27 protein-coding genes and 4 pseudogenes are annotated in these 25,282 nt (G+C 68.1%); 20 read left to right on the top strand and 11 right to left on the bottom strand.

Annotated features, from left to right (window positions below; all coding sequences use genetic code 11):
• Window positions 1-164 precede the first annotated feature (164 nt).
• Window positions 165-1,823, bottom strand: a complete 1,659-nt coding sequence (locus OG395_RS47635) for a PucR family transcriptional regulator (protein WP_327248492.1) — start codon at window positions 1,821-1,823, stop codon at window positions 165-167.
• A gap of 231 nt (window positions 1,824-2,054) precedes the next feature.
• Between OG395_RS47635 and OG395_RS47630 the strand changes: the two genes are divergently transcribed.
• The 3 genes from OG395_RS47630 to OG395_RS47620 all read left to right on the top strand — a co-directional run bounded on the left by OG395_RS47630 (window position 2,055) and on the right by OG395_RS47620 (window position 5,289).
• Window positions 2,055-2,513, top strand: coding sequence for a RidA family protein (locus OG395_RS47630; protein WP_327249688.1), 459 nt, complete (start codon window positions 2,055-2,057; stop codon window positions 2,511-2,513).
• Window positions 2,514-2,626: 113 nt separating this feature from the next.
• Window positions 2,627-4,045 (top strand): amino acid permease, encoded by a 1,419-nt coding sequence (locus OG395_RS47625; RefSeq protein ID WP_327248491.1) that lies wholly within the window; start codon window positions 2,627-2,629, stop codon window positions 4,043-4,045.
• 59 nt (window positions 4,046-4,104) lie between these two features.
• On the top strand, window positions 4,105-5,289 hold the full coding sequence (locus OG395_RS47620; RefSeq protein WP_327248490.1) for an alanine racemase: 1,185 nt from the start codon (window positions 4,105-4,107) through the stop codon (window positions 5,287-5,289).
• Between the two features lie 312 nt (window positions 5,290-5,601).
• Here the strand turns inward: OG395_RS47620 and OG395_RS47615 are convergent, their stop codons facing one another.
• Window positions 5,602-5,904: a hypothetical protein gene (locus OG395_RS47615; protein WP_327248489.1), complete on the bottom strand. Its 303-nt coding sequence runs from the start codon at window positions 5,902-5,904 to the stop codon at window positions 5,602-5,604.
• Between OG395_RS47615 and OG395_RS58680 the strand changes: the two are divergent.
• Window positions 5,792-6,064, top strand: a pseudogene (locus OG395_RS58680) (IS3-like element ISRhosp1 family transposase); the annotation flags it as partial. The gene OG395_RS47615 and the pseudogene OG395_RS58680 overlap by 113 nt on opposite strands.
• A gap of 50 nt (window positions 6,065-6,114) precedes the next feature.
• Here OG395_RS58680 and OG395_RS47610 read toward each other — a convergent pair.
• The 3 genes and pseudogenes from OG395_RS47610 to OG395_RS47600 form a co-directional block, all read right to left on the bottom strand.
• Window positions 6,115-6,710 (bottom strand): annotated as a pseudogene (locus tag OG395_RS47610) (IS982 family transposase); the annotation flags it as partial.
• A 22-nt stretch (window positions 6,711-6,732) separates the two neighbouring features.
• Window positions 6,733-7,206, bottom strand: coding sequence for a DUF3995 domain-containing protein (locus tag OG395_RS47605; protein ID WP_327248487.1), 474 nt, complete (start codon window positions 7,204-7,206; stop codon window positions 6,733-6,735).
• 111 nt (window positions 7,207-7,317) lie between these two features.
• A complete protein-coding gene (locus OG395_RS47600; RefSeq protein ID WP_327248486.1) occupies window positions 7,318-7,473 on the bottom strand; it encodes a hypothetical protein in 156 nt (51 codons plus the stop codon).
• On the opposite strand from OG395_RS47600, the gene OG395_RS47595 reads away from it, so the two are divergent.
• Entirely contained in the window at window positions 7,466-7,984 is a 519-nt protein-coding gene (locus OG395_RS47595; RefSeq protein ID WP_327248485.1) for an ROK family protein, read from the top strand. The two genes, OG395_RS47600 and OG395_RS47595, sit on opposite strands and share 8 nt — an antisense overlap.
• 94 nt (window positions 7,985-8,078) lie before the next feature.
• Here OG395_RS47595 and OG395_RS47590 read toward each other — a convergent pair whose 3' ends face one another.
• Entirely contained in the window at window positions 8,079-10,520 is a 2,442-nt protein-coding gene (locus tag OG395_RS47590) for a beta-N-acetylglucosaminidase domain-containing protein (RefSeq protein ID WP_327248484.1), read from the bottom strand.
• 318 nt (window positions 10,521-10,838) lie between these two features.
• On the opposite strand from OG395_RS47590, the gene OG395_RS47585 reads away from it, so the two are divergent.
• The 4 genes from OG395_RS47585 (at window position 10,839) to OG395_RS47570 (ending at window position 12,989) form a co-directional block, all read left to right on the top strand.
• Entirely contained in the window at window positions 10,839-11,189 is a 351-nt protein-coding gene (locus OG395_RS47585) for a hypothetical protein (protein WP_327248483.1), read from the top strand.
• Window positions 11,186-11,791 (top strand): family 20 glycosylhydrolase, encoded by a 606-nt coding sequence (locus OG395_RS47580; RefSeq protein WP_327248482.1) that lies wholly within the window; start codon window positions 11,186-11,188, stop codon window positions 11,789-11,791. Before OG395_RS47585 ends, OG395_RS47580 begins: the two co-directional genes overlap by 4 nt.
• Window positions 11,792-11,865: 74 nt before the next feature.
• Window positions 11,866-12,339: a hypothetical protein gene (locus tag OG395_RS47575; RefSeq protein WP_327248481.1), complete on the top strand. Its 474-nt coding sequence runs from the start codon at window positions 11,866-11,868 to the stop codon at window positions 12,337-12,339.
• Complete coding sequence (locus OG395_RS47570; RefSeq protein ID WP_327248480.1) at window positions 12,336-12,989, top strand: SMI1/KNR4 family protein; 654 nt, start codon at window positions 12,336-12,338, stop codon at window positions 12,987-12,989. The genes OG395_RS47575 and OG395_RS47570 overlap by 4 nt, the downstream gene beginning before the upstream one ends.
• Before the next feature lie 16 nt (window positions 12,990-13,005).
• Here the strand turns inward: OG395_RS47570 and OG395_RS47565 are convergent, their stop codons facing one another.
• On the bottom strand, window positions 13,006-13,416 hold the full coding sequence (locus OG395_RS47565) for a hypothetical protein (RefSeq protein ID WP_327248479.1): 411 nt from the start codon (window positions 13,414-13,416) through the stop codon (window positions 13,006-13,008).
• Between OG395_RS47565 and OG395_RS47560 the strand changes: the two genes are divergently transcribed.
• Entirely contained in the window at window positions 13,409-13,807 is a 399-nt protein-coding gene (locus OG395_RS47560; RefSeq protein WP_327248478.1) for a hypothetical protein, read from the top strand. The genes OG395_RS47565 and OG395_RS47560 overlap by 8 nt on opposite strands.
• Before the next feature lie 433 nt (window positions 13,808-14,240).
• The gene (locus OG395_RS47555; RefSeq protein ID WP_327248476.1) at window positions 14,241-15,215 is read left to right on the top strand and encodes a site-specific integrase; all 975 of its coding nucleotides are present in this window, start codon (window positions 14,241-14,243) and stop codon (window positions 15,213-15,215) included.
• A gap of 291 nt (window positions 15,216-15,506) precedes the next feature.
• Here OG395_RS47555 and OG395_RS47550 read toward each other — a convergent pair whose 3' ends face one another.
• Window positions 15,507-16,397, bottom strand: a complete 891-nt coding sequence (locus OG395_RS47550; RefSeq protein ID WP_327248475.1) for a helix-turn-helix transcriptional regulator — start codon at window positions 16,395-16,397, stop codon at window positions 15,507-15,509.
• A gap of 192 nt (window positions 16,398-16,589) precedes the next feature.
• Between OG395_RS47550 and OG395_RS47545 the strand changes: the two genes are divergently transcribed.
• From OG395_RS47545 to OG395_RS47530, 4 genes are read left to right on the top strand one after another with little or no spacing between them, the layout of a single operon-like run.
• Window positions 16,590-17,513, top strand: coding sequence for an SDR family oxidoreductase (locus OG395_RS47545; protein ID WP_327248474.1), 924 nt, complete (start codon window positions 16,590-16,592; stop codon window positions 17,511-17,513).
• On the top strand, window positions 17,510-18,484 hold the full coding sequence (locus tag OG395_RS47540; RefSeq protein WP_327248473.1) for an aldo/keto reductase: 975 nt from the start codon (window positions 17,510-17,512) through the stop codon (window positions 18,482-18,484). The genes OG395_RS47545 and OG395_RS47540 overlap by 4 nt, the downstream gene beginning before the upstream one ends.
• Window positions 18,484-18,810 (top strand): carboxymuconolactone decarboxylase family protein, encoded by a 327-nt coding sequence (locus OG395_RS47535; RefSeq protein WP_327248472.1) that lies wholly within the window; start codon window positions 18,484-18,486, stop codon window positions 18,808-18,810. Before OG395_RS47540 ends, OG395_RS47535 begins: the two co-directional genes overlap by 1 nt.
• A gap of 45 nt (window positions 18,811-18,855) precedes the next feature.
• Window positions 18,856-19,707: an aldo/keto reductase gene (locus OG395_RS47530; RefSeq protein WP_327248471.1), complete on the top strand. Its 852-nt coding sequence runs from the start codon at window positions 18,856-18,858 to the stop codon at window positions 19,705-19,707.
• Window positions 19,708-19,754: 47 nt separating this feature from the next.
• Here OG395_RS47530 and OG395_RS47525 read toward each other — a convergent pair.
• Both OG395_RS47525 and OG395_RS47520 read right to left on the bottom strand, forming a co-directional pair.
• Window positions 19,755-20,087, bottom strand: a pseudogene (locus tag OG395_RS47525) (Tn3 family transposase); the annotation flags it as partial.
• Between the two features lie 99 nt (window positions 20,088-20,186).
• Window positions 20,187-20,651: a hypothetical protein gene (locus tag OG395_RS47520; protein WP_327249779.1), complete on the bottom strand. Its 465-nt coding sequence runs from the start codon at window positions 20,649-20,651 to the stop codon at window positions 20,187-20,189.
• Between OG395_RS47520 and OG395_RS47515 the strand changes: the two genes are divergently transcribed.
• The 3 genes from OG395_RS47515 to OG395_RS47505 all read left to right on the top strand — a co-directional run bounded on the left by OG395_RS47515 (window position 20,620) and on the right by OG395_RS47505 (window position 22,785).
• Entirely contained in the window at window positions 20,620-20,922 is a 303-nt protein-coding gene (locus OG395_RS47515; RefSeq protein WP_376339584.1) for a hypothetical protein, read from the top strand. The genes OG395_RS47520 and OG395_RS47515 overlap by 32 nt on opposite strands.
• 249 nt (window positions 20,923-21,171) lie before the next feature.
• Complete coding sequence (locus tag OG395_RS47510) at window positions 21,172-21,993, top strand: hypothetical protein (protein WP_327248469.1); 822 nt, start codon at window positions 21,172-21,174, stop codon at window positions 21,991-21,993.
• Window positions 21,994-22,095: 102 nt separating this feature from the next.
• Window positions 22,096-22,785 carry a peptidoglycan recognition protein family protein gene (locus tag OG395_RS47505; protein ID WP_327248468.1) on the top strand — a complete coding sequence of 230 codons (690 nt, stop codon included), beginning with the start codon at window positions 22,096-22,098 and terminating at the stop codon, window positions 22,783-22,785.
• Between the two features lie 481 nt (window positions 22,786-23,266).
• Here the strand turns inward: OG395_RS47505 and OG395_RS47500 are convergent.
• A pseudogene (locus OG395_RS47500) lies at window positions 23,267-24,062 on the bottom strand (LacI family DNA-binding transcriptional regulator); the annotation flags it as partial.
• A 181-nt stretch (window positions 24,063-24,243) separates the two neighbouring features.
• Here OG395_RS47500 and OG395_RS47495 point away from each other — a divergent pair.
• Window positions 24,244-24,504 (top strand): MBL fold metallo-hydrolase, encoded by a 261-nt coding sequence (locus OG395_RS47495; protein ID WP_327248467.1) that lies wholly within the window; start codon window positions 24,244-24,246, stop codon window positions 24,502-24,504.
• 109 nt (window positions 24,505-24,613) lie between these two features.
• Window positions 24,614-24,928, top strand: coding sequence for a hypothetical protein (locus tag OG395_RS47490; protein ID WP_327248466.1), 315 nt, complete (start codon window positions 24,614-24,616; stop codon window positions 24,926-24,928).
• The last annotated feature ends 354 nt before the right edge of the window (window positions 24,929-25,282 follow it).

Below are 25,282 nucleotides of genomic sequence, written 5' to 3'. Positions count from 1 at the left end.
GTCGGCCCCTGCCAGCGGGCTGGGGACATGAAAACCTGGCTGACTGCCGCCGCGCGGGGCGCGGTCTCCGTGCTGAAAAAGATCCGCGTCCGCGGGCCGCTCGCCTGGCCCCGCACACGGCCGGGCGCGGTCGCCGCTGACAAGACGTCCCACGCGGACAAGCGTCAAGTTGCGGCGGTGGCTTCCGCGGACGGTCGTTGCCGAGTGAGCCGGAACTCGAGCATCGCCGCAAAGCGTTCGCCGGGATCATTCAGGTTCAGTTGCGCGATTTCTGCCGCTCGGCGAAGGCGGTATCGGAATGTATTGGGGTGGACATCCATGGCCGCAGATGCGTTCAGGGTGTTGCCGAGGTGGTCGAGCCATTGGGCCACGGTTTCCGCCATCGTGGTTCCGTGTTCTCGATCGTGGTGATGCAGCCGGGCAATGGGGCCGTCCAGCAGTCCGCCCTCATTGCGCAGTTGGTCACCGATCTCCAGCAAGAGTGCGTTGAGTTGGACGTCGGCGAACATCGCGACTCGGCCCGCCGGTTCCTGGCGCAGGACACGTAGGGTTCTGTCCGCATCGTGCCGCGAGCGAGCGAGGTCGGCCGGATCGGATGACGAGCCGTCGCGACCGATGCCGATCGCCACTCCTCCAGGTCTTTCCCGTGCGCGGTCGAGGAAATCGTTCGAAACCCGCTGGGCCATGGCCGTGACGTTTTCTTTTCCTTTCCTGATCGGCGCCGGCACGATCGCATAACACACGTCGCCGACCAATGCGGCAACCGCGCCGGGTGCCGCGACCGACAGGTGAAATGCGAAGGAGTCGGTGATCCGTTCCAAGGCCTGCCGTCGCGTCTGCCCGGAGACGGCAGTGTCGGCCGAGTTCCCATTCGGAAGGGACAGGCCGAGCACCGTCACGGTCCGGTGCGCCAGTCCAAGACGCTCGATCGCGCCCGACGCCGGGGCGCCTCCCGTCAATGCGGTTGTGATGAGGTCCGCGCGAACCTGCCGGTCGATGTCTACACCGATACGGTGCCGCAGCAGTTGCAGCGCAACGACTTTCGCGGCATCGACGAATACTTGCTCCTTTTCGTCGCTCAGGGGCCCAGGGACAGCCGCCCAGATCGAGCCGAGCACTTGGTCACCTGCTCGTACGGCAATCGCCACGCGCGGAAGACCTGGCACTCCTTCGATCTGCGGTGTGTCGATGAAGATCGGTTTCTCGCCGGCGTAGAGCCGTTTGAAGACGCCCGCTCGTTCCTGCGCGAGGCGGGCGTGCTGGGGGACGACACGTCCGAGAATCGTCTCGATCCGTGTTTGATCAGCCTCGTTCTGGCGATCGGAGAACGCCAGAATCTGTGAGTCGCGATCTTCGATGGTGATCGGCGCGTCGAGCAGTGATCCGATTGCGTTGGCCAGGGCGAACGAGTCTTCCGCGGGCATTCCGGCCAGCAGTTCCTCGCCGCTCGCACTGCTGGAGAGCAGCGAGCGGAGCAGGACGACCAACTGTGCCCACGTTGCTCCGCCGGCGAGGCCGAGCAGGACCACACCGCTGCGTTCGATGCAAGCACGCAGCTCCGGCTCGAGATCCAACGGCGCACGTACCACAAGGGCGGGCGCCTGGCGTGTGACCGCACGATCGAGCAAGGCCGGCAGATCTCGGACGTCGGCGGCGGTACACAGAAGCATGGCCCCGGGGCGAACCGGTACCTGTTCCCGCGGATCGTCGACGACGACGTCGGTGATCAACGTCGTTCCGTCGACGGTCCCCGCAAGAACCTCCAGCAGGGTGCCGGCGAGGTTGCTCACGACGTTGTCGAGCCTGGCTCCAGGGCTGGTCATGATCGGCACCCTTCGTTTGCTTCCTGCTGCACCCAACGGTACGTCGTTCGTGAATCCGCACCACATCCCGGTCGTGATTGGTGCTGCCGCACGATGCACGTCGTGGTGACGCGCAGCACGCTGGTGCACATCAACACCCCACCCCCGAAAGCAGGCAGTGTTTACATGTTCGCGACACCATCCACCAACGGTGCATCCGACGACGCGCGGTGCGCTGTCTCCGCGTCGTCCATGTCGTCATGGGCGGAAAGCCTCGCCGAGCTCGGGTTCGAACTGCCGTCGAGGGCCACGCCGATCGGCGTCTATGTTCCGGCGGTGCGGACCGGTGATCTGGTCTACACCTCTGGCCAGTTGCCGTTGGTGCGGGGATCGATCGAACGACCGGGAAAGGTCGGCCGCGAGGTGTCGGTGACGGACGCGTCGAGGGCAGCGGAAATCTGCACTCTGAATGCACTTGCTGCGATCGATGCCCTCGTCAGCCTCGACTCGGTCGTACGGATCGTGAAGGTGACCGGGTTCGTCGCTTCCGCCGACGACTTCGCCGGCCAGCCCGACGTCGTCAACGGCGCCTCGAATCTGCTCGCGAGCGTTTTCGGCGATGCCGGTACACACGCGCGCTCGGCTGTCGGCGTCGCCGAACTGCCACTGAACGCCCCTGTCGAAGTCGAACTCATCGTCGAGGTTGCCTGACCCCCGACACCCAGCCGGACCCGACCGAGCGACGCCCGGCACGGTCTGCCACGACTGTCCTCGCCAACCCAAAACGCCTATATCAAAAAATTGACCTCAAACAAGGACACATCATGACAGTCGACAGCTCCCTCGAAGAGGCGAACGAGGACAGCCTCGCGCAAGGACTCAACAAACGACACATCCGCATGATCGCGATCGGTGGCGCCATCGGAGTCGGGCTCTTCCTCGGGTCCGGGAAAGGCATCTCCTACGCCGGGCCGGCCGTGATCGGCGTCTACGCGGTCACCGGCGTGTTCATCTTCATCATCATGCGTGCCCTCGGCGAGCTGCTGATGTACCGGCCCGTCGCGGGGAGCTTCGCCGAGTATGCGCGCGAGTTCTTGGGCCCTGCATACGGTTTCGTCACCGGCTGGGGTTACTGGATCACCTGGACCATCATCGGGATGGCCGAACTCACCGCAGCCGGGGTCTTCGTCAAGTCCTGGTTCCCGTCGATGCCGCAATACCTCACGGCACTGATCGCGCTGCTCGCACTCGTCGGATTGAACCTGGCCAAGGTCGGATTCTTCGGGGAGGCCGAATTCTGGTTCGCATCGATCAAGGTCGTCACCATCCTTGCCCTAATCAGTGGCGGCATCCTCGCACTGGTCTTCAACGTCGGCAAAGCCGGCCAGGCAGGCGGGATCGAGAACCTCTGGAATCACGGAGGCATCGCCCCGCACGGGCTGCTCGCGGTCCTTCTGGCCTTCCAGATCGTGGTCTTCTCCTACCAGGGCGTCGAACTCATCGGCATGACCGCAGCCGAGACCAAGGACCCGGAGTCCGTGATACCGAAGGCGATCAACTCCGTGCCCTGGCGGATCGGGATCTTCTACGTCGGCACCCTGATCGTGCTGATGTCACTGTTCCCTTGGGATCAGTTCAGCGCGGACGAGAGCCCCTTCGTCAAGAGCTTCTCGCACATTGGTCTTCCCGCGGCCGCCGGCGTCATGAACTTCGTCGTCCTCGCCTCCGCTCTGTCGGCGTGCAGCGCCGGGCTGTACAGCAACGGGCGCCTGCTCAAGAAGCTCGCCGAGGACGGACTCGCACCCAAGGTGTTCGAGAAGACCAGCCGTGGTCACGTGCCTGCAGCCGCCATCATCGCCTCCGGCACTCTGATGCTCGTCGGCGTCGCGGTCAACGCGATCGTCCCGGAGAAGGCGTTCTCGTACATCTCGTCGGTCGCCACCCTCGGAGGAATCTGGAGCTGGGGTGTCATCGTCGTCTGCCACCTCGTCTACCGGCGTCGCGTCGAACGCGGTGAGGCACCCGCGAGTACGTTCCGGCTCCCTTGCGCCAAGGCCCTGTGCTGGGCCACCCTCGCCTTCCTCGCAGCTCTGACGATTCTCCTCGCGTTCGACGAGGGTCAGCGCATCGCCTTGTACGCCCTGCCGGTCTGGGCAACGGTTCTCATCGGCGGCTACCGGATGTCGTCGCGAAACTCCGCCCGCAAGGAGCACGTCCCGGCCCGGGCACCGAGCGCGCTGTGAGCCCTGAGTCCATCCACGTGCGCCAACGCCCTGCCGAGCAGCCACCTGAAGGAACAGCCGTGATTCCCGCCGCATACCCCCAGCTGCGTCTCGACGCCGCCGCCCTCGATCACAACATCCACGTCATGGCCGACTGGTGCAAGACCCATGACGTCGCGCTTGCTCCCCACGTCAAGACCACGATGTCCGCTCCCATCATCGAACGACAGATCGCGGCCGGCGCCGTCGGCGTCACCGTTGCCACCGTCGACCAGGTCGCGACCGTGCTCGGCTGGGGACACAACACCGTCCTCATCGCGAACCAGATCGTCGATCCATTCGGACTGGCGCGACTTCGGGCCTGGCTCACCGCCGAACCGGAACGGAAGATCCGGTGCTTCGTCGACTCCGCGGCCGGGATCGCCGCAGCGAATCAAGTGTTCGGCGCGCACGGCCCCGCTCTCGAGGTGCTTTTGGACATCGGCACCCCGGGTGGCCGCACCGGTATCCGCGACCCGAAGCAGGCTCGCCACACAGCGGAGCTCGTCCGAGCCGCCCCCGGACTCCGGCTCGTGGGAGTCGCCGGGTACGAAGGCGTCGCCCCGAACACAAGGACCGACGAAACGCTTGCGGCCGTGGACGAACACTGCCGCCAGGTCCGCGACGTCTACCTCGACGTCGCCGAACTCTTCGAGACCGACCGCCCCGTGTACTCGATGGGCGGATCGGCCTTTCCTGACCGTGTCGTCGACTTCCTCCCGACGGACGACGACGTTCCGGGCACAATCCGGTTGCTCAGGTCCGGTTGCTATGTCACGCACGATCACGGCGTCTACGCCCGCGTGAGCCCGATTCCCGGCCTCGTCCCAGCCCTGGCCGTGCGCGCGGTCGTCGTGTCCGCCGCCGAGGACGGCACCGCCGTAGTCGGGGCCGGGAAGCGCGACCTTCCCTACGACACCGAGACGCCGATCCTTCTGTCCGCCAGCACGGCGGGCGGACAGGACAAGTCCGATGTCCGCGGACGTGTGCGCGCGCTGTACGACCACCACACCGTGCTCTGCGACGCATGGAATCTTGAGGTGACGGATGTCGTCGAGTTCGGGATCTCGCACCCGTGCTCGGCATTTGACCGGTGGCCCGAGTACCTCATCACCAACGACCACGGTGATGTGATCGACGTCTGGCGCACCGACTTCCGCCGATCGTCGATCGCCACAGCGCTCAGCGCGTCGGCGAGAAGAACAGAGGCAGCTCATGCACGGTGATCAGCCGCTTGAACCGGATACACGGTCCGCTCGATCGAGGTCCGCGCGCATCGCCACCAGTTGTCCCTGACGCTCCCCTCTGGCACCGGGGGCGTACCCACCTCGCCTGGAGATTGCTTAGGCACCAGGTTGCGGATGACGGAGACAGGGCGGGGAAGGGGCCGCTGTTATCCACCCCACGGCCTGGCCCGCACACCGCCGACCCCGTCCACCTCTCCACCTCATCGCATCGGCATCCACCCCGGCGTCGCGGTCCGGTTGACCGAACGGAGATCGCTTCTTCAGGCCATGGTGCCCCGGTGGAGAGCGTCCCTATGGGAAGGCCAGTTTTCGCAAAAGCAGTGAGGAGAACGGTGTGGGCAGGGCGCGCAGCGTGCGGACCGGTGCCGCTTTGGGCCAGGGGAATTTTGCCTGCGCCAGTTCCTTCTTCAGGGCGCGTACGACGTGCCAGGCCGCCTGCTCCTGGCTGATCTGGAAGGGCTTGGGCAGGCCGTCTTCGCTGATGCGCTCGGTGGCGACGAAGCCAGGGGGGATCGTGGTGAACCGGATGCCCGGAGATGAAGTGAATACCGCCGCTTGGGACTTCGTCTCCGCCCATGCCGGGATGTTCGGCATCAAGTGGATATGCCGGGTGCTGGAGGTTTCCCGCTCGGGCTACTACCGGTGGATCGCCGGCGCCGAGGCGCGGGCGGGGCGGCAGTTCGAGAAGGACCCCCTGGTCGAGGAGATCCGCGAAATCCATGCCGAACACCGCGGGAACTACGGCGCGCTTCGAGTCCATGCCGAACTGCGCGGCTTCGGCCACACGGTCAACCGCAAGTGCGTGGCCAGGTGCGGTTCGCGGTCCAGCATCGCCGACAGCACCTCCCGCTCGTCCAGCTTCGGGTTCGCCAGTGCCCACAGGATGGGCATCCCGGTCGGGGTGCACACCAGGAACAGGCGCAGGCCCCAGAAGAACCGGGAGTGCGAGGCGCAGTACCCGTATCCGGCCCAGCCGGCCATGTCCGACCGCTTCACCGTCGGACGCGAGCGGCCACACTCCACCGGCGTGGAGTCGATGATCCAGTGGTTGTCGAACCAGAAGTCCGTGTCCACCGCCAGCATCCGTATTGCCTTCTTGACCAGCGGCAATGCTGTCTTGAGGCGCTTGTTGTACCCGAACTGCTGTGGCAGGTACGGCAACATTGGCGCGAGGTTTTGCCTCGCGTACCGCAGCGAGCGTGCCTCGGAGTGGAACCCCAGCAGGGCCTGCGCGACCGCGAGCGTGACCACCTCGGCATCAGTAAGCTTCGGCGGCCTGCCCATCCATCGGTTGGTCTCGGTTCGTCTTCGATCTTCACGTACAGCGCGGTCAGCAGGGTGTCCAGTTCGTCGTTGACGCCACGATCTTGGACACCCCGTTCGCATTTTCCAACGCACAGTCAGGCGAAGCCGCTACTCGGGCTATCCGTGCGTCCAGGACCTCCGTGCGGCCAAACCAAAGACGAGACCACCGACCAGGAACCAGGGATTCCACAGCAGCAGCGTCCACAGCCGCTGTTCCGGGCTTACGTTTATTTCCGAGCCCGCAACGTCGGTCAGCAGCAGCACCTCGACGGCGATGCCACGTATGAGCAGCACAGCGCAGGCACACCACCCCAGGGCCTTGACCACCCGTCCTGCCAGACCACGAGGCCGCGGCCTGGCGAGAAGCCATCCCAGCACACCGCCGACAAGGCACAGCAATCCCACGCCCCACAAGCCCACCACCACGAACCACCCGGGGCGTTCCTCGGCCAAGGGCCCCGCCGAGACGCTGAGGCCCCAACTGCCGCCCAGCGCCCAGTAAAAATGGAGCACGGCGAAAGCGACCGCCCAGGCACACGCTATGCGTCCCCACAACCCCAGCGTTGTCTTGTCATGCGGATCTTCATACATAACGAGGAGCATGCCACTGCTGCGGCACGCCGCCACCACCCTCACGAGAAACCAGCACGCCCACCTTCCAGTCGGCCACAACGTGCGACCGAACACATCGGACGTGATCGTCTAGTCCCGCGTGTGCGTGCGATAGAGGTCGAGTTCGCCGTGGAGCTCCAGAGCCAGCACGGTGCACAGCGAGTCGAGTTGGTCGTCGGTGAGGTGCTTCAGTTGCGGACCATTCCGGTGGAAACATCGGGATTGCTGAGATCGCTTGATGATCAAAGCAACGGTCGTGCTGGAGCGGCGCGTACAGCGCGGCGCGAACGGATTCTCCGGCGAGTTCGGTCATCTGCCGGTCGACCCGGCGGGGCCGCGATGCAACTGCGGCAACGGCGGCTGTCTGCAGGCTCTGGTCGGGCAGACGGCGCTCCTCGAACGGGCCCGGCGTGCGGGGGTCGGGCTCGGATTACGCGACGGCCTCGCCGAGCTGATCGACGCGGCGGAGGGCGGGGAGCGGGCGGTTCTGACCATCCTCGAGGAGGCCGGCGAGCCGCTCGGGCGCAGTGTCGCCGGCCTGGTCAACGTCCTCGCGATCAAGGCCATCAAGGTGATCGGCGAGAGCCACGTGCGGTGGCCCTTCCTCGGCCCGGCCTTCACAGCCGCGGCCGTCGCCGGGACGATCGAGCCGCTACGGGACCTGGAGATCACCGTGTCGCCGTGGCGGGACACGGAGCACGCGCGGGGCGCGGCCTGTCTCCTGCTCGCCCGCAGCGGAGCGATCACCGGACCGTAGGTTCAGCACGGCGCCGCCCGGCTCGCCCCGACCGCGTGAGATCCGTGCGATCCGTACGATCCGAGGGATCCGTGCGACGCATGACCCGGCGGCGTCATCCCTCCTTCACACGGCCGAAGACCTCGACCTCGGCCATGTTGAGCTCGACGGGGGACGCACTGGCGAGCCACACCCGCACATAGCGGCCCCCGGCCGTGGTCTCGACGGTGGTGGGGCTCCCGGCCTGGTCCGTCTCGTGGTGGCTCCAGACGCCCGGCTTACCGAGCTGGTCCGCCAGCGTTCCGGAGAAGGGCTGGTCGGACACCAGCACGTAGTAGTCCTTGAGCCTCCCCGCGCAGCAGTCCGTCCGGTTGTAGATCCTGATCCGCTCCAGGTTCGCGGTCGCTCCCAGATCGACCTGCCACCACGGCTGCGCCTCCTTGCCGCTGGTGGTGGAGAAGTCGAAGCGGTCACCGTCGACGGACTTGTCGGCGCTGAAGGGGAACGTCCCGCCCCAGTCGTAGTCCGAGCTCTGCGTCGCCGTCCTGCCACGGGCGAGTTCACGGAGCGGCGGCAGCCCCATGGACTCGTCATGCAGCTCCTGTACGCGTGTCACGAAGTCCTCGATGAACGGATCACCGATCTTCACCTGGCCGTGCTGGTGGTGCTCCGCCGGGTCGACGGTGATCTTCGATGCTGCGTCGGCAAGGGAGTCCATTGCTTCGCGCTCCTCGGCCGCCTTGGCCGCGTTCCCGGCATCGATGTCGGCGAGGACGTCCAGTCCGTGCTCCATCGCCCGTCCCCACAGTTCCGTGGTGTCCAGCCAGCGGGAGGCGTCGGAGAGGAACAGCTTGTCGGGTACGCCGTCCCGGATAACGGCCGGTGCTCGCGTGACCGCGCGGACGTACGGACGGAACTCCCTTATGGCCCCACGCGCGTCGGTTCCGCGGTTCTGCCAGAACCGATCCAGCCGGGCGCTGAACACTGGCGCCTGGGGCTGCCACAGCTCGGAACCGAAGGTCGGGGCCGCGTGGTTGAGATCGACGAACACCTGCACCGCGTCGGCCGTACCGGGGTCGCCCGCGGCGATGTGGAGAGCGGCCTGGCGTCCGGAGCGGGCCCGGTCGTAACCCCGGTCGTTCCACGAGAAGTCCGACATCGTGAAGACGGCGAGCTTGCTGGCGGCCTCCTGGTTCATCGGGTTGGAGACGATGCCGCTGAGGTGGTCGGACAGACCGGGCTCACGCTTGTCGTACGGCGCGAGCAGCAGCCGTCCCGCGGTCCGGCCGAAGTCATTGACCGGATAGTTGTCCCACACGAAGACCTTCCGGCCGAAGAGTTCGGCGGCCTTGGACGCCTGGGCGTTCGTGATCTCCCGCGGCACCACGTCAGTCCCGGTCCACATCACCTGCACCGCGGGGTCGAGCGTGGAACGGATCGTCTCCTTGTACGCGGTGTCGGTCAGATCGCCGTACTCGGTGGGCACCATCTGCAGCGGGTTGGTCCCATCCAGCTGGGCGACGAAGTCGCGCTGCACCTTGTTCAGCAGGCTCACCTGCGCGCGGGCGGCCGGACCGCGCCCAGGTGAGCCGAACTTTTCCTGGTCGCCGGCACAGTTCCAGCGGGTGTAGCTGATGTCGTCCAGCGGAATGGAGAACGACCGCACGCCCACGTCGTACATGGCCCGCAGCTTGTCGGTGAGCGCCTTGGTGTCGGCGGGGTCGGAGTAGCAGATGGACGCGCCGGGCGAGACGGCGAAGGTGAAGCGCACATGGTTAGCGCGGGCACGCCCGACCAGGTCGCTCAGCTCGGCGAGCTTGTCCGCCGGGTAGGGCTCGCGCCACTTGTCGCGGTGGTACGGGTCGTCCTTCGGCGCGTAGACATAGGTGTTGGACTTCACGTCGCCCAGGAAGTCCATGTGGTCCAGGCGTTCGGCCGTCGTCCACGGCGGGCCGTAGAAGCCCTCGATGGTGCCGCGCAGCGGCATCGAGGGGTAGTCGCTCGCCTGTGCGCCCACCACCTGCCAGTCGTCGCCCTGGCGTTGGAAGAGCTGACGCAGTGTCTGCACCGCGTAGAACTGGCCCGTCGCGTCCGTGCCTCCGAGGGCGATCTGCTGGTGCGAAGCCCGTCCCGACACGCGCAGGGCGTACCCCTCGGCGTGGTCGGACACGGCGGTGTCACCCAGCGCGCGTGCGATGTCCGGGCGTTCGGCGGATCCGAGCCTGATGGTGAGCAAACCGGCTGCCCCCGAGGGGACTTCGCCGGGGGTGACGACATCGACACGCGCGGCGCCGTGCTTCTTCATTTCGCGGATCAGCCGGTCACGGGCGGCCGCGTCCGTGTGGTCGTCCGCGACTACGAGCACCCGGCCCGTTACGGTCGCGTCGCGTCCGGCGCGGGAGATGGACTGCGGGGTGGGGGAAACCGGCGGCAGAGGGTCGGCGTCGGCCGAGGCCGTGTCCGGGACCGACTGGGCACTGGCGGCGTGCGGCAGCACCCCGAGCACCATGGCACTTGCTATTGCGAACATTCCGGCGGCGATCCTGCGTCTTGCCATGAAGATCTCCAGAGTGGTCTAGACCATAATGACCTCAAAAGGTTACTGCTGGAACTCGGTTCACTGTCAACAGGTCCGACCTATTGGATTAGACCACTTGATTCGCTACGTTTCGCTGGAGCCAACCACGGAGTCCAAGGCAAACACGATGAAGGGGAAAGCTCTGTGCTCAACCGTAGGTCGGCCGTAGCATGCGGCGCGCTCACCACGTCGGCCCTGCTCAGCGGCGTCGGGGGTGCCGCTCGCGCGTCCGCCGAGGTGAGGCGTGCCGCAGGGTACGCATCAGGGGCCGGGGACACATGCGCGCCACCCACGATCATGGCCGTACGCGATGTCGCGGCGGCGCCGGGGCGCTGGCGGCCGGGCGCCGCCACCCGCATCGTCCTGGTGCCGGGCTCCTCTGGGCGACTGCGCGACGAAGCCCGCACAACGGCGGCCGAGTTGGTCCAGGAGGGCCATCTGGACCGGTCGCCGCAGATCGTGGTGAAGCCACACCCCGCGCCTCACGACCTGGCCCTCCAGCTCGGCCGGGTGCCCGGTTCGGCTTCCCCCGAGGCGTATCGCGTCGAGACGGCCGGTGATGTCACGACGATCACCGGCAGCTCCGCGACCGGGTCTTCCACGGCACCCGGACCTTGCTCCAAATCCTCCGCCAAAAGGGCGAGGTGAGCGGGCGCATCACCGACTGGCCCACGTATACAGAGCGCGGCCTGATGGTCGACGTCGGCCGCAGACACTTCACACCGGGCTGGCTGGAAGGGAAGATCCGCGAACTGGCCTGGCTCAAGCTCAATGTGCTGCACCTCCACCTCAGCGACGGTCTGGGCTTCCGTATCGAGAGCGCATCGCATCCCGAGATCGTCACGCGACCGGCCCTGACCAAGGACGAGGTACGGCATCTCGTCTCCGTGGCCGACCGATATCACGTCACCGTCGTCCCCGAGATCGACTCGCCGGGGCACATGGAGGCTGTGCTCCGGGCGCACCCCGAACTCCAGTTGATCCGCGTCGACGGCACCAGGGACCCCGGGAAACTCGACTACAGCAAGCCCGCGGCCCGCAGACTGATGCAGGATCTGATCGCGGAGTACGCCGACCTCTCCCCGGCCCGTGGTTCCACCTCGGTGGCGACGAGTACTTCGGGTACCCGTGGGATTCGAACATCGGTGTCAGATCGTGCGCTAAGCCTTCGTCGGCCCTGGTGGGCGGCCGGTGGGTCGCCGGCGGCGGGACTGGTCCGAAGTCGTGTTGGTAAGGACGGCTGTTGGTGAGGGGCGAATAGCTACGGAGGACTTTGTGAGCCCTGAGCTGCGTCGCGTTCGAATCCGCGACTAGAGTCCTGGCCGTGAACCGTGTCGCACTGCATCTCAAGCGCACCACCGATCAAGGCATTCACGACGACCTTCTGTTGCGACTCGGCGTGTGGCGGCACGCGTGCGACTCGTATTACTTCGCCAGCGACGAGACTCCGACGACTGGCGCGGACGTGGCGCAACAACTCGCCCGCCTCCTCGAACAATGGGGTGAGCAAGTCCAGCAGCTGAGGCCGACCGGGGGCACAGCCTTCCTGCCGTTCGACTTCTCCGACGAGTGCACGGGGTGGCTTCGCGTGACGTCCCCAGACGGGAATCACGCTCGGGTGGAGGCTGGCTGGAGCCTCATCGAGGGCTGGAGCTTCTACCCCTCAGACATCGCTGACACAGCCCGGAACGTCGTCGACTTCGAGCCTGTCACCAACACCGCTGTGGACTGCCGCATTGAAGACCTGCTCGCCACCATCGCCCATAACCGAACCGAGTTCGACGTGAGTAGCCGTTGATCCACGACTTCGAGCCCAAGGAGCTCTCTCGTTGGTATCGGGGTCGCCTGGTAAGTGGCCCGTTCAGGCCGTTCGACCAGGACGAGTTCGACGCCCTTGAACGCGCGGTCGGACTGGCCCTGCCGACGGCGTACCGCTCGTTCTTGGAGGTGGCGGGCGGAGGAAGCCTGGCCTACTCAGTCCATCTCTCAGCCTGCGAACCCGAACCGCTCCAGGGCTTCGACGACCTCTATCAGTTGGGCCGTGACGACGCCGGTGAGTACGGCTGGGGCACTCTTCTGGGAGAGTACCGGCGCAGTCGCGATGGGTGGCTCGCGGAGAATGTGCCTCTGACTGGCCTGCTGCCCATCGCCCGCAACGGCGGCAGCGACACCCTCTTCCTGGACCTGAACCTGGCCACTCATGGCCAGCTCCATGCGTTCGTCCATGCCATCGCCTGGCCGGGGTATCTGGGCAGTCATGTCTTCACGAAGGTCGCCGACAACTTCGACGCTTACCTGGACAGCCTGTTCATCGACCCCGACATGGCGGAGGACGCCTGGGCCGACGTCGCCGACGGCGATCCATCGGATCCTTGGCGAAGGACCGTCGAGGAGTGGCTGGACAAGGAACTGCCGGGCTGGCGCGCTGAAGCCTGGGCTACGTCCTGATCTTGAGGCGAGCGCCTCAAGCGCCTTCGGGTCCCTGGAGACTTCGCAGGGTCGCGTAGCCCAGGTAGTCCGTTCCGGCTCGCTCGGCATAGCGCATCGCCGTCTGAGGATTCACGCCCAGGGCGTCTGCCAGGACGGCCAGCGGGGCTTGGCGGACCATTTGAATCCAGGCTCTGGAGCGTGAGGCCATGGCCGGGATTCCGGATTCGCGGAGAATCGTTGCAACGCTGTAGACGTGCATCGTCCGCCCGGGCATGCGCCCGGGAAACACCAACGGACAGTCCGGGTTCGCGGCCGTGCTGAGGCCGGGTCGAGAAGCGAGATGGACCCGGATCACGGCGGCTGCCGCCTCCGGAACCCCGATCCAGTCTCTGCCGAGCTTCACCTCCAGCCCGTTTGGGCCTTCGCGGAAGTCGTCCATGCGCATCGGAACGACCCTGACGAGGGGCTGTCCGAAAAAGGACGAGCATGATGCCGATGGCACGGTGGGCTGCCGGCAGGGTCTGATGGAGAAGCAGAGCGCGGAGCGATTCGATGTGGTCCTTCTCGCTCGCGAGTGGGCCGTTGCCGTGAGGCGCCCAGGGAACGGCGAGCCCGCTGACCAGCCGCTGCTTGATAGCCCAGCAGAGAAAGTTGTTCGCGTGTCCGCGCGTGCTGGTGCCGTTGCCGAACCTGGCATCGACGTCATGCTGACTGCACTCGTCCAAGCTCCTTCCGCGGTCGCCGAGCCAGCGCAGGAACTGGATGGCGACGGTCGTGTGCTGCTTGGCACGCAGGAAGGCGCTGGCGGTCACGGGTCGTTGGGGGCCAGCTGCTGATCTCGCCACCCCGACAGCATGCCCTCGAAGACCTGGCTCCGGGTGCAGCAGCGGAGCGCCGCCCACGATGAACAGTGACGGTGCCGCCCCCGGCACATCCCATGAGGAACCGCCCACGCCAACCCCCAACACGCCGCGAGAAAGGCGAATGAATCGTTCATTAAATGAGAACGAGCGGGGTGCCGCAGGTCACGCGGGCAGCCGTCAGGCGGTCAGGGCGGATCGTCGGGGTGTCTCCGGGCTGCGACCAGCCGATGCCTGCCTGCTCAGGCGCCCCCTACCAGCCAGGGGTGAGTCCTCTCACCTGATGCAATTCACGGCACTTTCTCCCAGATAACGCCCTATTATCTGCGGTATCACTGAGCGTGACCTGCGGAGACGTTCTTCGCACGCTGCGTGAAGCGACCCTGTTATCTGCGGCAAGGGAGGGGCGGTGCCCGCAGTCCTGCTGCTGCCGACCGGGAAGGTGCTGACGGTCCGGACGGCGGCCGACGCCTTCCTCGACTCACTCGGCAACCCGAACACCCTCCGGAACTACGGCATCGCCGTCGGGAAGACCGCCGAGCGGGTCGGCGAGGGCCGGCCGCTCGCCGCGGTGGCGGACGACGAGATCGGCGAGGCGCTGGAGCTGCTGTGGGGCAGCTCGGCGGTGAACACCTGGAACGCCCGCCGCGGCGCGGTGCTGTCCTGGACCAGCTGGTGCGCCGAGCGCGGGTACGACGGGCCGGCGGTCCCGGCCTGGGCGAAGCGCCTGGCGCCGCCGGACTCGGACACCCCGGTGCGCTCGAAGATGGCGATCGACCGGCTGATCGCCCGCCGGGACGTCCACCTGCGGGAGAAGACCCTGTGGCGGATGCTCTGCGAGATGTGTGCCCGTTCCGAGGAGATCCCGAACGTCAACATCGAGGACCTGGACCTGGCCGGCCGCCGCTGCCCGGTGAAGTCCAAGGGCGCCCAGCCGAAGGTCCGCCGCCGTGGCGCCGCCCGTGCCGACTACGTGCTGGAGACGGTGTTCTGGGACGCGGGCACCGCCCGGCTGCTGCCCCGCCTGCTGAGGGGCTGCACCCGCGGGCCGGTGTTCGTCACCCACCGCCGCCCCGGCCCCGGCAAGGTGCTCTCCGCCCGGGACGTCTGCCCGGACACCGGCCTGGCCCGTCTCTCCTACGGCCAGACCCGCGCGCTGCTCGACCAGCACACCGCGCTGGCCGGGCCGGGCACCGGCTGGGACCTGCACGAGTACCGGCACTCCTCCCTGACCCACCTCGGCGAGCAGGGCGCGTCCGAGCTGATGCTGATGGCCAAGTCCCGGCACAAGAAGGCGGAGAGCGTCCGCCGGTACTTCAAGCCCTCGGCGGAGGCCATCGCGGACGTCACGAGCCTGCTCGCGCCGGGCGACACCCGGCGTTGAGCTGCCGCAGGGAAGGGGCGACGGCGTCCTGACCGGTCGGTAGTGGGTGGGACCGGGAGGGACCGCGTCATTTGCTGGACGGTGAGGCTGTCGGTGCGGAGGCGTTCCAGCTGGCGAGGAGGTCGAGGGTTTCGGCGTCTCGGCTGCCGGGCGGGAGGCTGCGGGGGATGAGGTAGAAGCCGTCGTCGACGGTGAGTTGGGTGGTCTCGACTCGCGAGCGGAACGCACTCAGGCCCCATGATCGTTCTCACCGATAGTCACGGTTCTATTGATCCCCGAAGCCGAACTGGCTCACAGGTCGTCCGGCTGGAGGGCGGGTGCGGTGGCCTGCGCATCGACCGCTGTGGCGGCGAGGCTGCCGAGGAGCTTGACCCGTTCCTCGGTCGGGGATCCCGCCGCGCTCATGTAGGCGTACATCTTCCATCCGGGGTGGTCGGGCAGCTCGACACCCTCGTAGACGAATTCGAGGTCGCCGACGTCGGGATGGTGGATGTGCTTGGTGCCGGTGTGGTGCAGGCGGACGTCGTGGGCGGACCAGCGGCTGCTGAAGGCGTCGCTGCGGGCCGCGAGTTCCCCGATGAGGTCGGTCAGGGCCTTGTCGCGCGGGTTTCGTCCTGCGGCTGTCCGCAGGTTCGCGGCAGAGGTGTCCGCGGCACGCTCCCACTGCGGGTAGAAGGAGCGCGCGGCGGGGCTGAGGAAGATGAACCGCGCGCCGTTGTTCCGGGCGTCCGGGTCCTCAAGCAGCGGGGCGAGCAGGGCGCGGGCGAGCTGGTTGGTGGCGAGGATGTCGGCCCGCTGGTTGACGATCCATGCGGGTGCTCCGGTGATCGCGTCGAGGAAGCGCTGGAGCGAGGGCCGGATCGTCGATTGTGCCGGGCGGGAGCGGCGTCGGCTCGGTGAGGGGTTCGCGGCCCTGGCGAGGTCGTGCAGGTGCTCGGTCTCCGCCTCGTCGAGGCGAAGCGCCTGGGCCAAGGCGTCGAGTACCTGGGGAGAGACGCCGGCGAGGTTCCCGCGTTCCATCTTCGCGTAGTAGTCGCTGCTCATCCCCGCCAGCATGGCGACTTCCTCGCGGCGCAGGCCGGGCAGGCGGCGACGGCCGCCGCCGACGATCCCCGCCTGCTCGGGGGTGATCCGGTCGCGTCGTGTGCGCAGGAAGTCCCGCACCTCGGCCTGGTTGTCCATGTCATCCACGGTACGGCCGGTCGAGGATCTGTAGGAGTGACTGCCAGTACACGTATAAGCCGTCCCTCGCGCCCTCTGGAGGCCGGTGCTGCAATGGCTACGTCGGGGCGATCCGGACCCTTCGGACCGCCGAGCGCCGACCGCCATCGGGCGGCCGGCCACGCATTGTCACCACGAAGGACAGGAAACACGATGAGCCAGGACCAGAAGCAGGGACGCGTCGCCGTCATCACCGGGGCCTCCTCCGGGATCGGCGCCGCGACCGCCCGGTCCCTGCACGCAGCGGGCTACCGGGTCGCGCTTCTTGCCCGCCGCACGGACCGCATCAAGGCCCTCGCCGACGAGCTCGGCGACGGTGCGATCGCCATCTCCGCCGACGTCACCGACCGCGGCGCCCTCGTCGCGGCGGCCGAACAGGTGAAGCAGGAGTTCGGCGGCACGGACGTGCTGGTGAACAACGCCGGGGTCATGCTGCTCGGCCCGTTCTCCGCCGAGCGGCGCGACGACTACCGCAAGATGATCGAGGTCAACCTGCTCGGTGCGATCACGGCCACCGAGGTGTTCCTCGACCAGCTCAAGGACGGCGTCGGCGACCTGGTGAACGTCTCCTCCGTCGCCGGCCGGGTCGCCAACGTCGGCAGCGGCGTGTACGCGGCCACCAAGTTCGGCATCAACGGCTGGTCGGAGTCGCTGCGCAAGGAGCTGCTGCCCGACGTCCGCGTCACCGTGATCGAGCCGGGCGTCGTCGCCACCGAGCTGCCCACCCACATCACCCACGAAGCGACCCGCCAGGGCGCCCAGCAGCTCTACGACGTCGCCGAGGTCACCGCCGAGGACGTCGCCGAGGTCATCACCTTCGTCCTCCAGCGCCCCGGCACCTGGCCATCCACGAGATCCTGCTCCGACCTGCCAGCCAGGCACTCTGACCTGATCACCTCTCGTGCGCGAGCGGCGTCCGCGCCCGCACGGAACGAGGGCACCCCGCTGCGGCACCGACGCCGGCCGCGGCGCGGGAGTCCTTGGGGGTTTCCCGTACGGGTCGCCCGCGCGCAGCCGACCCGTACCCGGTGCTCGGCGAACCGGCATCGACCAGCGAACGAACAGGATTTCTCGTGAAGCACATCCACCTGCGCGACCTGGACGTCTCCCGCATCGGCCTGGGAGCCATGGGCATGTCCCACGGCTACACCGGCGCCGGCACCGACGACGACCAATCCGTGCGCACCATCCACCGCGCCCTGGACCTGGGCGTCACCCTCATCGACACCGCCGAGGTCTACGGCCCCTACACCAACGAGGAACTCGTCGGCCGCGCCCTCAAGGGCCGCCGCGACCAGGCGGTGCTCGCCAGCAAGTTCGGCCTCATCTCCCACACCGGCCGCCCCGGTGCCACCGACAGCAGCCCGGCCAACGTCCGCGCCGCCGTCGAGGGCTCGCTCAAACGCCTGGGCACCGACCGCATCGACCTCTTCTACCAGCACCGCGTCGACCCGGGCACGCCCATCGAGGAGACCGTCGGGGCCCTGGCCGAGCTGGTAGCCGAGGGCAAGATCCGACACATCGGCCTCTCGGAAGCCGGCCCCGAGACCATCCGCCGCGCCCACGCCGTCCACCCGATCACCGCGGTCCAGTCCGAGTACTCGCTGTTCACCCGCGACCCCGAGGCCCGCATCCTGCCCGTGCTGCGGGAACTGAACATCGGCTTCGTGCCCTTCTCCCCGCTCGGGCGCGGCTTCCTGACCGGCACGATCCGCTCCACCGGGCAGTTCGACCCCACCGACTTCCGCGCCGACAACCCCCGGTTCACCGGCGAGAACTTCCAGCAGAACCTGCACCTGGCCGACCAGGTCGCCGCCATCGCGACCGAGATCGGCGCCACCCCGGCGCAGGTGGCACTGGCCTGGCTGCTCGCCCAGGGCGACTTCATCGCGCCCATCCCCGGCACCCGCCGCGTGGCTCGCATCGAGGAGAACGCCGGCGCCGACACTGTCCGCCTCACCGCTGGCCAGCTCACCGCTCTGAACAGCCTGCCCCCGGCCGCCGGCGACACCCACAACGAGGCCGGCATGCGGATGATGGAGCGCTGATGACCGGGACCAACCCGCGCGTCGCACCGGACCTCGTCCGCCGCCACGCCCCGAAACTCGCCGATCTGACCGACGACGTCCTCTTCGCCGATGTCTGGGAGCGGCCCGACCTGTCCCCACGCGACCGCAGCCTGATCACCGTCGCCGCCCTGGTGGCTCTGGGCCGCGACGCCCAGCTGACCGGCCATCTGCGCCGTGCCCTTGACAACGGCCTCACCACTGGCGAACTCGTCGAGGCGATTACCCACCTCGCCTTCTACGCCGGCTGGCCCGCCGCCGTGAGCGCCACCGGCGTCCTGGCCACGGTCACCGAACCCACCGACTGAACCGGCACCATCCGCCGACCACCCGTCCTTCCAGGAGAGTCCCCCGTGCAGCACGTCACCCTGAACAACGGCGTCGAGATGCCGATCCTCGGCTTCGGCGTCTACCAGATCCCCGCCGACAAGACCGAGCAGGCCGTCACCGACGCCCTCGGCGCTGGCTTCCGCCTGCTGGACACCGCCGCCGCCTACGGCAACGAGGAAGCCGTCGGCCACGCCATCAAGAACAGCGGCATCCCCCGCGAGGAACTGTTCGTCACCACGAAGCTCTGGGTCCAGGACGCCCCCGCCCAGGACAACACCCGCCGCGCCCTGGAGACCTCCCTGACCAAGCTCGGCCTGGACCACGTCGACCTGTACCTGATGCACCAGCCCTACGGCGACGTCTACGGCCAGTGGCGCGCCATGGAGGCCGCCACCAGTGAGGGCCTGGCCAGGGCGATCGGCGTCGCCAACTTCTACCCCGACCGCCTCCTGGACCTGATCCTCAACAACGAGATCACCCCGCAGGTCAACCAGATCGAGACCCACCCCTTCTTCCAGCGCACCGCCGACCACGACCTCATGCGCGAGCACCGTGTGCAGCACCAGGCGTGGGGCGGCTTCGCCGAAGGCAAGAATGACCTGTTCACCCACCCCGTCCTCAGCAAGATCGGCGAGGCGCACGGCAAGTCCGTGGCCCAGGTCGCGCTTCGCTGGCTGATCCAGCGCGACATCGTCACCATCCCCAAGTCGGTCAACCCCGACCGGATGGCGCAGAACATCGACGTCTTCGACTTCCGCCTCACCGACGACCAGATGTCCGCCATCGCCGCCCTCGACACCGGCGCCACCCTGTTCTTCGACCACCACGAACCCGAGATGGTCGCCTGGCTCAGCAAGCGCCGTCTGGAGGGCTGAACACCTCCCCCGGGGGCTTCGGCGAGGTGGGCGCGTGTGCCGTGTGCTCAGCCCCAGTCGGCCTGCTCCGGGTCTCGCAGTGGCCGCAGGCCGCCGGGCATCTCGGGCAGGAGGAAGGAGTACCGGCCGAGCATGTTGACGTGGTGCCGGATGAACGGGGAGAGCCGGGCGACGTCCTGCTCTCGGACGTCGAAGCCCTGCGCGCGGAGCCGGACCAGGACGGCGTCCATGTAGCGGGTGTTGAAGAGCACCAGGGCGTTGAGGACCAGGCCGAGCGCGCCGATCTGGTCCTCCATCCCCTCCCGGTAGTGCTGGTAGAGCTGACCGGCGCGGCCGTGGAAGATCTTCCGGGCGAGCGCGTGGCGGCCTTCCTGCAGGTTGACCCGCCGGTAGGAGAGCCGGGCCCGGCCCGTCTCCGGGCACACGTCCAGCGACGGCGTCCCGGCCGGGGCCTTCCGGCCGGTGAGGAACAGCGGGCCTCAGGTGCGGCGGCCGATCAGGCGAGGCAGAAGTTGGGCGGTGCCGGACTGCCAGTGAATCCACTCCGTCGCCCCGCCGTTGGCGGTGATCTTCCCGCGCTTGTCCTGCGGGTACAGGTCTTCCACGTTCAGGCACAGCACCTCATCGGCCCGGGCCGCGGACTCGTAGAGCAAATTCCAGAACGTCTTCTCCCGCAGGGCGACGTCCAGCCGCCACAGGGCGGCGATCTGGTTCTCCGCGAGGGCCTTGGTGCGGTCCGGCGGTGCCGGCCGCCGCTCGATGCCGATCGTCGGATCGCATTCGATCCAGCCCTGGCGCTGCCACCAGCCGATCGCTTTGCGGGCAATGGACAGCTCCCGATTGACGGTGTCGGCGTCCATATCGTCCGCTCGCGCCGCGGCCAGCTCCGATGAGCAGCCGAAGCCGCGCGCTGTGCCGACGGCCGAGGTGACGTACGAGGTCACGGGGTCGGGGATCGCCAAGATCTCCTACCTCGCCTGTATCGAGGTTGACACGGCCACGGTCGAGAAGGGCGTCACGCTTCCGTGGAGGAAGTCGGTTCAGGTGCCCCTCGGTAAGGCTCCGACCGTCGCCATCATCCTCGACGGAAAGGGCGGACAGGCGGCCTGCACTCTTGCGATCCGCGGCAAGCACGTCCAGCGCGCCACCGCCATGGGCGAGTTCGGGCGCGCCACGTGCACCGGAGATCTGCCCCCCGGCGACGGCGAGGGGTGACGCAGCACCCTCCAGGACACCCACTGTCCGGTTTGTCCGCTCGGGCGTGCCGGGGCAGGCACGTCGTGTATAACCGTTGCGCTGCGCGGCGGGAATGCGGGGTCCGAACTCCCCGCAGCCGAAGCACGATTGAGCCCCAAGGCCTCCGAAACCGTGCTGCCACCCCCTCGTTTCCCGTCCCACGGCATGAACTGCCGTCGGCCCGCGGCCGGCCGCGGACACTGATCAACTGCGTACGAGGGATGGGATATGAGTCCGAGAGGAGCCCGCGCCAGGCGGGCGAACGGGAAGAAGCGCGCGGTCTGGCTGGCGGCGGGAGTCGTCGTCCTGGGAGGCACGGGTGTGACGGCCGTCGCCGTCTCGGGAGGTGGCGAGGACGCCGGGCCCGGTGACGGGTCGCGGCCGGCGAATGCGCATGTGCTGGCCCTGGACGGCAAGGACCCGAAGAGGCGCGCGCTCCCGCGCACCGAGACGCAGACGTTCTCTCTCATCGGCGTCTCGTGGGAGGACAGCGGCGACACCTTCGCGGGCACCGCGCAGATACGTACCCGCAAGGCGGCCACTGGCGAGTGGAGCGAGTGGCGCGACCTCGACTTCGACGTACGGGCGCCAGAGTCCGCTGAGGGCGACGCGTCGGAGGTGCGCGGCGCTTCGGAGCCGTTGTGGGTCGGCCCGTCGGACGGGGTCGAGGCGCGGGTCGTCGCGGACGGCGAGGAGACCGCGGTGCCCGATGCACTCCGGCTCGACATGATCGACCCCGGCAAGACCGTCAAGGGCAAGGGCAAGGGCAACGGGAACGGCGGCGACAAGGGGAACGGGAACGGGAAGGGGAACGGCAAGCCCACCGCCTCCCCCGACGCCACGCCGGAGCCCTCCGATCCCGCGCCGACCGACGCGCCCACGACGGCCGCTCCCAGCGCCGATCCGGGCGATACGACAGGAGGCTCCGGCGGCGGCGAGGGCTCGCAGCCTCCCACCGACGAGCCGACGGGTTCGGCCAGTGCGCCCGAGGAGCCGGCTCCGTCCACCGCCCCGACCGAGTCCACCCCTGGCACGGACCCGACGGAATGACCGCCGGACGAGCCCACCGGCGCGCCCACCGACGAGCCCACCGGCCGGCCCTCGGCCGAGCCTCCCACCAGCGAGGCCCCTACGGACCCGACCCCCGGCACGGTGCCCACGGAGGAGCCCACCGGACCCGCTCCCACCACCGATCCGAGCGGCACCCCCGAGCCCAGCGCCACCGCTCCGACCACTCCCGCCATCGTCAGCCGTGCCGACTGGGGCGCGGACGAGTCACTCGTCCAGGACCCGCCCGCGTACCTGAACAAGGTCGACGCCGTCTTCGTCCACCACACGGCCGGGACGAACGACTACACCTGCGCAGACTCTCCGGCCATCATCCGCGCGATCCTCACGTTCCACGTGCAGACGAACGGCTGGAACGACATCGGCTACAACTTCTTCGTCGACAAGTGCGGCACGGTCTTCGAGGGCCGTGCGGGCGGCGTGGACCGGCCTGTGCTCGGGGCCCACACCTATGGATTCAACAGCTATTCCTCGGGCATCTCCCTGCTCGGCGACTACGAGAACGGCGGCACGCCGACGGCCGCGGCCAAGCAGGCCATCGCCGACCTGGCCGCCTGGAAGCTCGGTCTGCACGGCGTCGACCCGGAGGCGAAAGTGACGCTCACCGCTGCCGCCGACACCGGCGTGTGGACGAAGGGCCAGGCCGCCAATTTGAACACCGTCTCAGGGCACCGCGACGGTTACGCCACGCTCTGCCCCGGCGCGAGCCTGTACTCCGCGCTCCCGGGGATCCGTACTGCCGCCGGCAATTCCCCGTACGCCACCGGAAACTGACGAGCACGACCACCACGAACAACAGCGGCCGGAACCCTTCCACAGGGTCCCGGCCGCCAGGCGTCGCGCGGCGCGAGACCTCCCACTCCTGCTCCAGGCTATGGCGGAGGTAAGTCCGGATGAGGGGGGCGCCTACCGCCCCCATGTGCGGGGGCTCGTGACCGGCTGGCGCGCGCTGTTACGTCAGGCCGCGGGCCCGACGGGAGGACGGGACCTCGACAGGGCCGTCTTTACCTGGCTCGACGCGGCGCTGCGACGGCAATACCTCAAGGCCGTCATCTTCGACACGCTGCGCCACGCCGTGAATGTCCCTGGGCCCGAGGGACCGACCCTCCGCACCTCCGCGCAGTGGTGGGTCCAGGGGCAGGACCGCCCCTACTCCAAGGAGAAGGATGACCTCAAGCGCGAGCTGTCCGCGCTGCTCGACCAATACCTCATAGCTCGGCGGAGCCAACCGGCCGCCCCACTTCCGTCGTCACCGAACGGAGCCGTCGATGTGGCCCATGCGCTCGTCCATGAGGACCTTCTCGGTGCCGAAGTCCTCCATCACGGTCCGGTGGGTATGGCGCGGGCCGTGAGGCGTGAGGGCCCTTGGCAATCGGGTCCCAGCAAGCGTCGGCCCGGTCACTGGCACCACGCCCTCGGGCCGGGGCACCAGGCCACGGCTCGCCGAGCGTGGTACGGGGCGGGCCTCCTGCGGTGCCTTCTTCGGGCACCAGCCGGAGACCGCCGTGGTGAACAGCCACGTCGCGAAACCGTTTCGACGCCGGGGGGGCAGCGTGCTCCGACACCGCACCGCCCCGTACGAACCCCAGGTCCGCGATGGCCTGCTCCACCCTCATCCGCTGGGTTTCGGTGACGCGGTCGGGGTGGTTGCGGACGTTGGACACCGTGCCTGCGGAGACTTCGGCACGGCGCGCGACGTCGACGAGCTTTGCGCCTTGTTGGCCACCGGTGCGAGCCGCGCTCTGCCCCCGGAAGACGTAGGTCTTGCTGTGACATGGGCAGGGTGTCAGCTTCGTACGGGCAATGTGGTTGGCGACCAGGGCCGACAGCCAGTCCATCGCGTGGATGGTGCGGTAGCTGTCGTCCTTGGGCGGGCAGCGCACCAGCTCGCCCGTGTCGAGTTCGTACAGCTGCCACTCGACGCGGACGGAGCCCGAGCGGGCGGATTCCGTCTCCAGGCCGACGATTTCGCCTCAGCGCATGCCGGTGTAGCCGTTGAGGACCACGGCGACGAACTCGTCCTTGCGGACGGACAGCAGGGCGGCCCGTTCGCCACCGGAGGCACTCCGGGGTCTACTCGACAGCTGACCGCTTCCTTCCAACACGGCCCCGGAGAGGATCTGAACGAAAGACCTGACCCTACGGTCGGCGCCGGACCGCTGCGGGGAGAACGGAGGTCGGTGGCGGTACTCATGGGGCGAACACGGCGTGGACTCCTTCGAGTTGAGGTGGTTGACGGACCATGACTTCGAGGTGGTCTGCCGTGACCTGTTCAGTTATGTCCTCGTCGAAAGCGACCACGTCCGCATCCTCGTCGACTGCGGGCTCTTCCACGGTCTCGCCGACCTGCGGCGCCGCAACTGGCGGCCCCTCCGCTGTGACACCTCGGACATCCACGCCGTGGTCGTGACTCACGCTCATCTGGACCCTTGCGGATACCTGCCCCACCTCGTCCGCCCTGGATTCCGGGGCCCGATCCTGACCACCGTCTAGGACCTGTCCGGCCGATCATGAGGGTTGCGGGGAGCGCGTGGACGCGCAGCGCGGCGGGTGTCATGATCACGCGGGCGTCCGGCGCGGGTCCGGTGCGCGGGGAGGGACCATGAAGCTCTACGTCGCCATACCTGTTGTTCTGCTGGCGTTGCTCATCGCCGCCTCCGGCGTAGCGGGGATTACGCGTGGCTGGGTGCTTCCCACGAACCGGCGGCCGGTCCACCGCCCCCGCCTCTACGGGTGGGGCCAGTTGGTGGGTGCCTTCGCCCTGTGCTCGCAACAGGTCTTCTTCTGGGTGCCCAGCGACCCCGACACCCGCCAGTGGGGGTCGCTGAGCGGCAGCGCGCTCCTGCTGACCGGCCTCATCATGATGATGTTGAGCCATCGCACGCGCGGTAATCGGCAGGGCAGCGGCACGCCCTGAGGGAGGCGTCCCGTTAGAGGTTGCCCATTCGGTTATGTGACTGTCTGACCGGTGGGTCGTTGTTCCAGCATGGGGCGGGGCGACTTGACGGATACCGAGTGGGAACGACTGCGGCCGTTTCTGCCAGTCGGCAACAAGTTTCTGCCAGTCGGCAACAATCGGTGCGGCCGGTGACGGGACCACCGGCAGGTGACTGACTGCGTCTACGAGCGAGAGCACGGCACAGAGGCGGCAACAGGGCGATCCGTATCTGGACGGAACGCGTGGTCGAGCGTGGTCGCCGAGCTGGTGAAACCGATCCGCTCGCCGGCCTGCCCCATCGAGCACGCCGTACCGGGTCCGCGCAGCGAAGCC

Origin of the sequence: Streptomyces sp. NBC_01320, assembly GCF_035974375.1 — a bacterium.
Classification (GTDB): domain Bacteria; phylum Actinomycetota; class Actinomycetes; order Streptomycetales; family Streptomycetaceae; genus Streptomyces; species Streptomyces yanii.
This window is presented reverse-complemented; position numbering and strand designations above follow the sequence as displayed.